The sequence below is a fragment of the Oscillatoria sp. FACHB-1406 genome (assembly GCF_014698145.1).
Lineage (GTDB): Bacteria > Cyanobacteriota > Cyanobacteriia > Cyanobacteriales > Spirulinaceae > FACHB-1406.
Map to the genome: position 1 here is coordinate 278217 of NZ_JACJSM010000003.1, position 12311 is coordinate 290527.

Below are 12311 nucleotides of genomic sequence, written 5' to 3' on the forward strand. Positions count from 1 at the left end.
TTATGAATCTTCTTCGTCGCCTGCAATGGCCGAAACTATCCTTTAAGTTACCGAATCTTTCCATGTGGAAAACGTTTTATATCAAACCCAACGAAATTGGATTGTTATACCATCGCAGCGATTTCCAAAAAATCCTGCGATCGGGGACTTATACTTATTGGGGTCGCCATTATTCGGTGCGAACGAACGATTTAAACTATCCGCAGGCGAATATTGAAAATTTAGAGCTTTTACTCCGTACCAATGCAGCGGAATTAAACGAACATCTCCTGGTAGTAAGGACAGAGTTCAACCAAGCCGCGTTAGTGCGTTTGGGACAAAATTGGATTACCGTCCCGCCCGATCGCGTTATTGCCTTCTGGCGCGGTTTCATTGACGTTGAGGCGCACCTGTTCAACCTGGAAGAAGATTTGCAACTGCCCGCGAATTTCGTTCAAAAAATTCGCCGCACTGCTTCTTTAAGCGGGGTTAAAAAGGTTCAGATTTCTGAGGCTGAAATTGGCTTGCTGTACGTGCAAAATAACTTCGTGCGTCCGTTAGAGCCGGGAGAATATGCGTTTTGGTGTTTCGAGAACGAAGTTTACGTTCAAACCTTAAGTCGCCTGATTCCAAATCCCAATTTTCCGCTAGAAAAAGTGTTGATTGAAAATCATCCCGATTTTGTCAACGCTTACTGTACTGCGGTCGAATTGTCAAGCAATTCAGTGGCAATTGTGCGCGATCGCGGTAAAGCGATCGCGATTCTTCCCCCATGCAGCCAAAAACTCTTTTGGCAAGGCGTTGAAGTCGAAACCATCGACATTAGCAACAATCCCAAACTGCCCCAAAGTTTAGTTGCGGAATTAGTTTCCGGCTCGCAAGAAACGGTTGCGTTAAGTCACAATTTCTTGCATATTTGTCACGTTAATGCCCAGCACGTCGGCTTGCTGTATATCGATCGCGAATTTCGCGAACAACTTCCCGCTGGAATTCATGCTTGGTGGATGTTCGGACGCTCGTTTCAAACAGAAGTTTTCGATCTGCGCCAGCAAACATTGGAAGTGTCGGGACAAGATATTTTGTCGCAAGATAAAGTGCCTTTGCGCGTTAACTTGACGGCGGGCTATCGCATTGTCGATCCGCTAACGGCGCGCAATACGTTGTCGGACATTACGCAGTATTTGTACAAAGAACTTCAGTTTGCGCTGCGGGCTGCGGTGGGCGAAAAAAGCTTAGATGCGTTACTTGAAGATAAAGGCGGGATCGATCGCGGAATTTCCGACTACATCCGCACTAAAACCGCCGATTATGGCATTGCGATCGACTCGGTAGGCGTGAAAGATATCATCCTTCCCGGCGAAATCAAAACTATCTTAAGCAAAGTCGTCGAAGCCGAAAAATCTGCCGAAGCAAATACCATTCGCCGCCGCGAAGAAACGGCAGCAACTCGCAGTATGTTAAATACCGCGAAAGTGATGGAAAATAACCCCGTTGCTCTGCGTTTGAAAGAGTTAGAAATTCTGGAACGAATTGCTGACAAAATCGACAAAATTCAAGTCAATGGTAGCTTGGATAGCATCTTAACGGAGTTGATTCAGATCGAACGCCGGAATAATGGATGAATGGCACTGAAATAAGAAGGAACAAATTGCCCGTAGAGACGTTGTATACAACGTCTCTACGATAATTTTTTAGGGTGGGCAGCGCCCATCAGCCTTAAGTCAGTGCCATTTGAATAATGGATGAATTGCACTCCCTGAGAGGCGATAGGACTGCTTCAAGTTCTACTATGAATTTCCTAAATCGGCGATAACATCGACTAAACTGGTGACGACGCGAGTAAAGCGATCGAAATCAATTTTATCGACGGTATCGTCGATTGTATGATAATAAGGGTAGCGATAAGGAGCCGTATCGGTAATCATAATTCCGGGGTATCCAACCTGCCAAAACGACCAATGATCCGACCAACCCACGCCGGGAACTTTGTTGGGGAGGGAAGCACCTTCTGAGGGGAAAGACGCATGGCGGCGAAAGGAAGCGATTGCACCTCTCACTAACGATCCCGATTCGAGATTGCCGATAAAAGCTAGAAAATTGCCGCGACTGGGATAAAATAAACCAATCGGAAATGGATATTTTTGAGAGCCGATCGCGTCGGAAAAATAACCGATGGTTTCCAAACTCAGCATCGCTACGATCTTTTCATTCTTCTGCTTCAAAGCGCGCGCATAGACCAAACTCCCCATATCTTCCGTCCAGTTAAACGGCGGTTCTTCGTTAGTAAATTCAACAAAACGAAGCGTGCGTTTTGGGGCGCGATCGGCAAAAATTTTAGCTAATTCTAAGGTTGCGACAGCCCCCGTTCCGTTATCATTAGCGCCCGGACTTGTAAAGGCGGAATCGTAATGTCCGCCAATAACAACAATTTCATCTGGTTTCTCACTTCCGAGTTTTTCGGCTTCGAGGTTGTAGTAAGATTGACCGTCAATTTTATAGTCTTGTTGCTTGACTTGATATCCAGCTTTAGTTAACTCTTGCTGCAAAAAAGTTTTGGCTTCATTGAGCTTTTCATAACGCCCTTCGTTGCGGCTGCCAATTTCACCGGCAAGTTTTTGTAAGTCTTGCTGAAGTAACTCTTTAAGCACAATCTCATCTTTTTGTAAAGGCTTGAAATCGCCTTGGTAGCTTGTTCCCGGCATCCAAATTAAGACGAAATACGCCCAAATTGTAGCCAGCGCGAAAGTCGATAGCAAGATCGCGATACGAATTAAAGCAGGGCGCGTAACAAGCTTTAATTTGAATGAATTTCTCCTTGAAGGTTTGGGCATAACCAATAGATTGCTAAGTTAACGTCCGATCGCGACGGGTTCGGGGATCAGACGTTGCAAAACTTGCTGGAGTACCATCGCCGTCCAGTCGATATCGGCAACCGTTGTTTCCCTACCAAAAGTCAGACGAATCCCCGATCGCGCCCTCAGTTCCGAATAGCCCATCGCTGTCAACGCCAAGCTAGGATTGAGTTTGCCGCTCTGACAGGCAGAACCGGAACTAATCCCAATCCCCGCTAAATTAAGTTGGCGCACCAGGGTTCTCCCTGTCATATTACTGAGTTTCGCGACATCCTCCGTCAGACAAAAGCTGGTGTGGTGGGGAAGGCGTTCGGCGAGATCCCCCGTGGGGACGAGGTAAGGCGAATCGGCAAGTAAACCGAAGAGGCGATCGCGCAACGCCATCAAACGCTGCGTTTCTGCTGCCAGTTCCTCCGCCGCCAACTCCGCCGCCACCCCAAAAGCCGCGATCGCGGGAACCGCCTGCGTCCCCGATCGCCATCTTCCCTCCTGTCCTCCCCCCGCCAACAGCGGCACCAGGGACAGCCCCGGACGCAGGTACAGCGCCCCAACCCCTTGCGGGCCGTACAGTTTGTGGCTCGAAAGCGAGAGCATATCTACGCCCAACTGCTCGACATTCAGCGGCAAACGACCGGCCACTTGTACCGCATCGGTATGAAACAGTACGCCGCGATCGCGACAAATTTGCGCCAACTCCGCGATCGGTTGGAGGGTTCCCACCTCGCTTTGCCCGTAAACAATTGAAACTAAAACCGTATTTTCACGCAGTGCCGCCGCTAAATCCGCCGGTTCGACTCGCCCGCAACGATTGACGGGCAGTTCTGTTACTTCCCATCCCCATTGTTCCAGCAACTTCGCCGGTTCTGCGATCGCAGAATGTTCTACGCTCGAAATAATCAAATGTTGGGGGCTGCGAAACTGGCGCGCTACGCCCATCACCGCTAAATTATCCGCCTCCGTACCGCCGGAGGTAAAAATAATCGAATCCGGAACTGAAGCCCGAATTAGGGCAGCAACTTGACTCCGGGCAGCTTCAATAATCGTCGCTGCTCGTTCGCCCCAAGCGTGTAAGCTGGAGGGATTGCCCCACTGCTGGCTAGAAATTTCCTGCCAACAAGCGATCGCTTCCGGACGCGGGGGAGTGGTTGCACTGTAATCGAGATAGATTTGCATATGATGCTTAATGAGTGCTGGTGAGATGGTATTTCAACTAAGGAACTATCCCCGCTTGGCGGAATTTAAAGTTCAATGATTTTCTTAATCTATTGTCCATTATTGATGAGACTCTAGTAACGGAGAGCGCGAACGGTCAGCAAGTTCGCACTTTTTGAAATCGAGCGGGGGAACCAATTTTTAACGTTTAATGTTTAGTTTTGAGTGCTAGGAAGTCCGAGCTTTCCTCGGATTGCCCGATCGCGCTGTTTGATGTTTAATTCCGCAAAGCACCCTTAACCGCCCGGTTTGCAAACGTTGTAATCTTCGTGGGAAACGACCTCTTGGGGAACCAGATTGCTCCCACAATCGCGACAGATTAAGCGGTAGTTGCGCGTCACGGGAATGCTGATAATAAAGCGATCGTGGCGAAGGCGCTTGCCCCTAAACTCCCGATAATCCCGTTGTGTAGCAATCCCTACCAGAATTTGACGCGCTTTGAGAACTACATTCCTAGGAAGAGCGCTCAAATCGATAGGATCCTCGGCAAAAGTCGCTTCCCATTGCTGTCTTTCTTCTCTTTTCTTTGCCAAGTTGTCTTGCTTCTGAGCGCAACGATGGCAGATTTGACCGTATCCTTTATGACCGCAGGGAAAACTCTTTTTTCGTCTAGCCATATCCATCGTGCGGCTTGAACCCGCATCCTTTAACGCTACGAACGATAGTCTGTCGGTCGGGAGCGTTAAGAAAATTCCAAATCCCCCGCCAACATCTCCCAATTTCCTTATCCAACTATTATAGGAGACGACGAGCGACGGGAGTATTGTATACAAAGTCTCTACGATTGCCTACAAGATCTTCGGGTTCTGAGTTTAACGATCGCACCTCGCCGTTTTTCTTAACGCCATCAATTTTGCTCTCAGTAATCAGCGAATAAAGATGACTTTTCCGGATCGATCGGCCAATCTTCATTCTGACCGCCAACAATTAAATTTTCGATCCGAACGTATTCTTTGCTTAATTGCCGCAACGCATTAATTAATAAATCTAAGGCGAGAGGATCGCTCGTTCCTAAATCCAGCCAACACCGCCCCCAATCGCGATAATATTCAAAATCGCTCATATTGTGCATGGGAGCCATCATTATGCTTTCAGGAACTGCGTTATTGTAATCGAAATAGCTTAAGTCGTCTCCCATTTCTGCAATTTGTAAGTTTTCGCCATTAAAAGCGCCGAGTTTTCCTAAGTAATACCAGGAATTAAAAACTTCTTCGACATACTGCTGTTCCATCGGAGAAGGAGTATTTTCAAACTGCAACCAAATCCATACATCGAACGGATCGACTTCTCTAAATTGAACGTTCATCGTCATTAATAAAGTTAGCTCTGTCTCTAGAGTAGAGGGGAACAGTGATTAATGATTCCCCCTACCTAACTATCTTATCGCTAAAGTTTGCTTGCGCTTAGGGGGAGGGAAGATTCGATCGAGTTGCTGAATATCTGCTGGTGTTAATTGAAGTTCTAAAGCGCTGTAGTTCTCTAAGAGGCGATCGCGGTTGCTACTTTTGGGGATCGAAATAACGTTATCTTGGTGCAGCAGCCAACTGAGAGCGATTTGAGTGGGGGTTGCATTATACTTTGTCGCGATCGCTTGCAAGCCAGAATGCCTCACAAACGCCCCTTGTTCCAAAGGACAATAAGCCATAATCGGGATCTTTCGCTGCCGACACCAAGGCAATAAATCCCATTCGATTCCTCGCCGCATCAGATTGTAGAGAACTTGATCGGTGGCTAAAGCCGAGCCTCCGGCTAAAGCTAGAGCTTCTTCCATATCGTCCGTATCGAAATTACTCACGCCATAATCGAGGATTTTGCCACTTTGTTGTAAGTATTGTAAAGCTTCAAGGGTTTCGGATAAAGGGGTGGAACCTCGCCAGTGCAGTAGATATAAATCTAAATAATCGGTTTCGAGGCGGGATAACGAGCGATCGCAAGCTCGAAGAACCCCTTGGTAACTCGCATTGTGGGGATAAAACTTACTGACTAAATAGATGCGATCGCGGCAACCGGCGATCGCTTTAGCGACAATCTTTTCTGCCCCTCCTTCCCCATACATTTCTGCCGTATCGATCAGCGTCATCCCCAAATCGATGCCGAAACGCAACGCCTCAATCTCAGTTTGTTGCTGGCTGGCTTTTTCGCCCATCCGCCAAGTTCCCTGTCCCAAAATAGGTATTTTTCTACCGGAGGGGAGTGATAATGTTTTCATGAATTGGGGGTGCTTTTCTAGCGAGAGTTTAAGATTCGATGAGATTTTTTTGCAAAGCAATAACAGCCGCTTGAGTGCGATCGCGCGCGTCCAGTTTTTTCAAAATCGCGCGGACGTGAACTCGTACCGTTCCGGGAGCGATATATAAAATTTGAGAAATTTCGCGATCGGTTTTACCATCAATAATTAAAGCAAGAATTTCCTGTTCTCGCCCCGTTAAAACAGGATGCGATCGCTCCGAATTCTCATTTTCGCTGCCATAACCTTCAAAAGCGGCTCGAATTTCCATCGTTGCTGCCGCATCCCACCACGAAGCCCCCGCCGCCACCGACTGAAGCGCGAGAATCAACGTTTGCGACGGCGCGCCCTTAAGACAATAGCCCCGCGCCCCGGCTTGAATGAGGCGATCGATCGAGGCTTTTTGCGTCTGGGACGTTAAAACTAAGATCGGTAAATCGGGGCATAATTGGCGAATTTGTCGGCAAGCTTCCGCCCCCCCCAGTCCCGGCAAACCAATATCCAAAATCACGATATCCAGCGCGCGACTCTTCACAATTTCGAGGGCAGTTTCCCCATCTTCCGCCTCTGCCACCACTTCCAGCCCCGGTTCTCTTTCCAGGCGGACGCGCAAACCGAGACGAAACAGTTCGTCGTCCTCCACGACCAAAATTTTCATTGATAATTCGCAATTTGTAATTCGTAATTCGTAATTCGCAATTTGTAATTCGTAATTCGTAATTCGTAATTCGTAATTCATAACTCATAACTTCCCCTTCATCACTCATCACTCATCACTCATCACTCATCACTCATTATTCATTATTCATTATTCATCACTCCAAGGGAGAGTTGGCAGTCTGAAAGCAAAAATTGCTCCTCTCGGATGGCGATTCTCTGCCCAAATTGTACCGCCGTGCGCGTCGATAATCTGACGGGATAAATAAAGCCCCAGTCCCGAACCTTTTGCTTGACGATCGCTCTGTCCCCGATAAAATCGTTCAAATAAGTGAGGAAGTTCTTCGGGTTCGATACCGCCGCCATTATCCAACACTTTGAGGCTGTGGTAAGAGGTTCCCGCCTCCAAAATTACCTCGACTCGTTCGCCGCGCGGGGAATGATCGATCGCGTTTGTCAATAAATTCGCGATCGCGCGCTGAAGTTGTTCTGCATCGCCCTTAACCCACAAAAACTGGCGAAAATTCGACGGACTATAGCGAACGGTAATACAGACTCGACGACTCGCTGCTAATTCCGTCACCATCGTTACCACTTCTTCGACAATCGCGCCCAAATCCACGGCTTCGAGAGTGAGTTTCAAGCCCTCATTATCGTTGCGATAGACATCGAGTAAGGTTTCAACCAGTTTTAAGGTGGCTTGATGGCTGCGAACCATCATCGCTAACACGGGTTGCTGGCGGGATTCTACCGCCCCAAAACTGCCCCGTTGAAAGGCTTTGAGCGTTTCAATTGCGCCGAGGAGTGGGGTTTTGAGATCGTGGGCTAAAGTCGAGGCAAAGTCTTCGCGGACGCTGGCGAGTTTTTCTTGGGATTCTAAGCGCGCTTGTTGCTGGAGAAGGGTTTGTTGGTAAGTGCGGTTGCGATCGCTCAATAAACCCGTGACAATCAGGGCTAAAGTTGCGATCGCGCGGCTGGCGATCGTTGGGGTTTTAACCATATCCAGCCCCGGCAGCCAAATATTGAGCAAGGTGACAATACAAGCCGCTAGCGTTACCCAAAACGTCGTTTTTCGACTGGCATGAGTGCTAGCAAGCAAAATCGGGCCGATATAGAGATAACTGAAAACATAGTCGGGGGGCGTGGAAAACTCGAGGGATAGCACGATGGCAAACAGCCCGGTTTCCAACCAAATCATTTTCATACGATTAACTAATCAAGGTTAACTAATCACTTTTAACAATTGCCTATTTCATTCGACTAAAAATTACCATAAACGCCAATCTATCCCTTGTAATCCTTACCAAATTATTACACCATCTAATTTACAGTTATCAGTTGTTCGGGGCAAGCTTTCAAATTTCAACCTTTTTGTCGGAACAAAGATGTGTGAATTTCTCACCCCCTAACAAGGTTAAATTTTAACAATCGCTCGTAATTGCTATGTTACAAGGATGGATTCAAATTTTCCTAACGATCGCGATCGTTGTGGCAATTTCGCCGTTTTTCGGTCGCTATATGGCGCGCGTCTTTTTGGGCGAACGAACGCTTCTCGATCCAGTTCTGACACCGTTAGAACGGCTTCTGTATTCGCTTAGTGGCGTGCGCGCGCGTGAAGAAATGACCGGGTGGCAGTATGCCCGCGCTATTTTAATGAGTAATGCTGTCATGCTGGTGTTTATCTTCGCAATCTTCTTGCTTCAGGGCGCGTTACCGTTTAATCCCACTGGATTGGGCGCGCCTTCTTGGGATTTAGCGCTGCACACTGCGATCTCTTTTCTCACCAATACCAATCAACAACATTATTCCGGCGAAACCACTTACAGTTACTTCACTCAATTTGCAGCTTTGGGTTTCATGATGTTTGTTTCCGCTGCAACGGGTTTAGCGGTTGGGATTGCTTTTATTCGCGGCTTAACGGGGCGAGCGTTGGGCAATTTCTATGTCGATTTAATTCGCTCGATTACCCGCATTTTACTGCCAATTAGTCTTGTTGGCGCGATCGCGTTTATCGCCGCCGGAATGCCCGAAACGCTAGCAGGGGCGCTGGTGGTTCCCACCTTAGAAAATCCTGAAATCAGTCAAGCGATCGCGCGCGGGCCGGTTGCCCATTTTGAAATCATTAAAGAATTAGGCGAAAATGGCGGCGGTTTCTTCGGTATTAATTCCGCTCATCCCTTTGAAAATCCCAACGGTTTCACCAATCTCATTCAACTGATTGCTATTCTCTCAATTCCTTCCTCGCTGATTATTACCTACGGTATTTTTGCGAATAATTTAAAGCAAGCGTGGATGGTTTATAGCATTCCTCTGGCGCTTTTAGTCCTGTTTGTCGTTATTACTGCGATCGGCGAATATCGCGGCAATCCAGAAGTTAACACTGTTTTAGGCAGCAATCTTGCCCCCAACCTCGAAGGAAAAGAAGTTCGCTTCGGCTGGGCAAACTCTGCCCTTTATGCCGTCATTACAACCGCGACGATGTGCGGTGCGGTGAACGCAATGCACGATTCTTTAATGCCGAATGGCGGCTTTGTTACTTTGGCGAATATGTTCTTACAAATCGTCTTCGGCGGACAGGGAACCGGCACGGCTTATCTGTTTGCCTACTTAATTTTAGCTGTCTTCGTTACGGGGTTAATGGTTGGAAGAACGCCGGAATTTTTAGGGCGAAAAATTGAAAAACGAGAAGTCGTTCTCGCTAGTTTCTTGATTTTAATGGTACATCCGATCGCAATTCTCATTCCCGCCGCGATCGCCCTTTCCTTCCCCCAACTTGCCGGAATTAGCAATCCCGGCTTTCACGGACTGTCTCAAGTTATCTACGAATATACCTCCGCCGCTGCGAACAACGGTTCCGGCTTTGAAGGATTAGGCGATAACACCCTTTGGTGGAATTTGAGTACCAGTTTCAGCTTGCTAGCCGGACGCTACATCCCCATCGTCGCCCTACTCCTCCTCGCCGATAGTATGTCTCGCAAACATCCCGTTCCCGCAACTATCGGCACGCTGCGGACGGATACCGGACTTTTTACCGGCGTAACGGCGGGCATCATCCTTATTTTAGGCGCGCTAACGTTCTTTCCCGTCCTGGCTTTAGGGCCAGTAGCCGAAGCATTTCAAATTTTCTAGTCAGGGCGAATGGCCATTCGCCCCTACAGTCTCCTTTTCTCAGGTGTGGGGCTTCCCAAGACGCATTTTGAATGGTTAAAACTATGATTAACAAAGACGAATCATCCCCTTCCCATCCACAGCGAAGAAGCGATCGCCGCGACAATCGCAAGCATACCCCAAAAGTCGATCGCAGCGGGCTGTATCAGCGCGCCATTCGCGAAGCCTTTCTCAAACTCAATCCTCGCGTTGCCGTCCGCAATCCCGTGATGTTTGTGGTGTGGTTGGGAACGTTGGTGGCACTACTCGTCACCTTAAATCCGAACATTTTCGGGACGGTAACGGGAGATTTAAACCAACAGCGCTTGCTGAATGGCATTATTACGCTCATCCTCTTTTTTACGGTGCTTTTTGCGAACTTTGCCGAGGCGGTAGCGGAAGGACGGGGGAAAGCGCAGGCGGATGCGTTGCGATCGACGCGCAGCGATACAACGGCTCGTAAATTGCTCCCCGATGGTACGATTCAGGAGGTGAGTTCGACGGATTTACATCGGGGCGATCGCGTCAAAGTCATTGCCGGCGATATCATTCCGGCGGATGGCGAAGTGCTGCAAGGCATCGGTTCGGTGGATGAATCGGCGATTACGGGCGAATCCGCGCCGGTATTGAAGCAACCGGGAACGGATATCGCCAGTTCGGTAACGGGCGGTACGCGCCTACTCTCCGATGAATTGGTGCTACAAATTACCTCAGATCCCGGGCAAGGATTTATCGATCGCATGATTGCCCTCGTAGAAGGCGCAGAACGCAGCAAAACGCCGAACGAAATCGCTTTAACGGTATTATTAGCCGTTTTAACCCAAGTCTTTTTAATTGTCGTCGCCACGACTCCCGCCCTCTCCAGTTATATTGCCAACTTTCTAGACAGTGCCATCGGTACGGAAGCGGGAAATAGTTTGCGTTCGGGAACCAGCATCGCGATTCTCATTTCGCTGCTGGTCGCGCTGATTCCCACAACGATTGGCGGTTTACTCAGCGCCATTGGGATTGCGGGAATGGATCGCGTCGCTCAGTTTAATGTTATCGCAACTTCCGGGCGCGCGGTCGAAGCTTGCGGCGATATCAATACTTTAGTATTGGATAAAACGGGGACGATTACTCTCGGCAACCGTTTAGCCGATGAATTTATCCCGGTTAATAACCATTCTTTAGAAGAAGTTGCCGAAATTTGCGCGATCGCGAGTATCTTTGACGAAACTCCAGAAGGACGCTCCATCGTCCGTCTCGCCGAAAAAATGGGGGAAATTCCCGCTCTAGACTCTCACACGGCAGAAGGCATCGAATTTTCCGCCCGCACGCGCATAAGCGGCACAGATTGGCAGGGGAAGGAGTATCGTAAAGGGGCTGTCGATGCGATTAAAGGATTCGTGCGTTCTCGCGGCGGACAAGTCCCCGACAGTCTCGACGCAGCCTACGAACGCGTTTCCCACCTCGGCGGCACTCCCCTTGCCGTTTGCAAAGGCAATGACATCTACGGCGTAATTTACCTCAAAGATATCGTAAAACCGGGACTGAGAGAACGTTTCGACCAACTTCGACGGATGGGCGTAACAACGATTATGCTAACCGGCGACAATCGAATTACCGCCTCAGTGATTGCCAAAGAAGCGGGAGTCGATGACTTCATCGCCGAAGCGACACCGGAAAACAAAATCGAAGTTATTCGCGCCGAACAAGCGCAAGGGAAGCTGGTGGCGATGACGGGTGACGGAACCAACGACGCGCCCGCCCTCGCGCAAGCGAACGTCGGTTTAGCGATGAATTCCGGCACGCAAGCGGCGAAGGAAGCGGCAAATATGGTCGATTTAGATTCCGATCCGACCAAGTTAATCGATTTGGTGACGATTGGCAAACAATTGTTGATTACGCGCGGTGCTTTGACGACATTTTCCGTTGCTAACGATATCGCGAAATATTTTGCGATTATCCCCACGATTTTTGCAGCGGCTGGCATTGGCGCGTTAAATATTATGGGCTTAAAAAGCGCTCAATCCGCGATCGTTTCGGCTTTGATTTATAACGCGCTGATTATCCCCGCTTTAATTCCCCTAGCGTTGCGTGGCGTAGAATTCCGCCCGCTTGCAGCAGATCGCTTGTTACAGCGCAATATTCTCGTTTATGGCTTGGGCGGGATTATTGCCCCGTTTATTGCGATTAAAGCGATCGATTTAGTTTTACCTCTTTCTTGAATTTCGATCCCCCTAAATCCCCCTTGT

At 48.7% G+C, this 12311-nt stretch carries 10 protein-coding genes; 3 read left to right on the top strand and 7 right to left on the bottom strand.

Annotated elements, in window-relative coordinates; translation table 11 throughout:
* The first annotated feature begins 2 nt into the window (after positions 1–2).
* Positions 3–1601 carry a slipin family protein gene (locus H6G50_RS05385; protein WP_199302712.1) on the top strand — a complete coding sequence of 533 codons (1599 nt, stop codon included), beginning with the start codon at positions 3–5 and terminating at the stop codon, positions 1599–1601.
* 165 nt (positions 1602–1766) lie between these two features.
* Here H6G50_RS05385 and H6G50_RS05390 read toward each other — a convergent pair whose 3' ends face one another.
* From H6G50_RS05390 to H6G50_RS05420, 7 genes are all read right to left on the bottom strand, one after another.
* The gene (locus tag H6G50_RS05390) at positions 1767–2735 is read right to left on the bottom strand and encodes a M28 family peptidase (protein ID WP_347239881.1); all 969 of its coding nucleotides are present in this window, start codon (positions 2733–2735) and stop codon (positions 1767–1769) included.
* Between the two features lie 93 nt (positions 2736–2828).
* Positions 2829–4004: a cysteine desulfurase family protein gene (locus H6G50_RS05395; protein ID WP_190713991.1), complete on the bottom strand. Its 1176-nt coding sequence runs from the start codon at positions 4002–4004 to the stop codon at positions 2829–2831.
* 275 nt (positions 4005–4279) lie between these two features.
* On the bottom strand, positions 4280–4660 hold the full coding sequence (locus H6G50_RS05400) for a hypothetical protein (protein WP_190713992.1): 381 nt from the start codon (positions 4658–4660) through the stop codon (positions 4280–4282).
* A 242-nt stretch (positions 4661–4902) separates the two neighbouring features.
* A complete protein-coding gene (locus tag H6G50_RS05405; protein ID WP_190713994.1) occupies positions 4903–5349 on the bottom strand; it encodes a DUF3531 family protein in 447 nt (148 codons plus the stop codon).
* A 69-nt stretch (positions 5350–5418) separates the two neighbouring features.
* Positions 5419–6252 carry an aldo/keto reductase gene (locus H6G50_RS05410; protein WP_190713996.1) on the bottom strand — a complete coding sequence of 278 codons (834 nt, stop codon included), beginning with the start codon at positions 6250–6252 and terminating at the stop codon, positions 5419–5421.
* Positions 6253–6280: 28 nt separating this feature from the next.
* Complete coding sequence (locus H6G50_RS05415) at positions 6281–6928, bottom strand: response regulator transcription factor (RefSeq protein ID WP_199302713.1); 648 nt, start codon at positions 6926–6928, stop codon at positions 6281–6283.
* Positions 6929–7078: 150 nt separating this feature from the next.
* Positions 7079–8131: a HAMP domain-containing sensor histidine kinase gene (locus H6G50_RS05420; protein ID WP_190713999.1), complete on the bottom strand. Its 1053-nt coding sequence runs from the start codon at positions 8129–8131 to the stop codon at positions 7079–7081.
* Positions 8132–8370: 239 nt separating this feature from the next.
* Between H6G50_RS05420 and kdpA the strand changes: the two genes are divergently transcribed.
* Positions 8371–10056 (top strand): potassium-transporting ATPase subunit KdpA, encoded by a 1686-nt coding sequence (gene kdpA / locus H6G50_RS05425; protein ID WP_190714001.1) that lies wholly within the window; start codon positions 8371–8373, stop codon positions 10054–10056.
* An 83-nt stretch (positions 10057–10139) separates the two neighbouring features.
* Complete coding sequence (gene kdpB, locus H6G50_RS05430; RefSeq protein WP_190714003.1) at positions 10140–12284, top strand: potassium-transporting ATPase subunit KdpB; 2145 nt, start codon at positions 10140–10142, stop codon at positions 12282–12284.
* Positions 12285–12311: the final 27 nt, after the last annotated feature.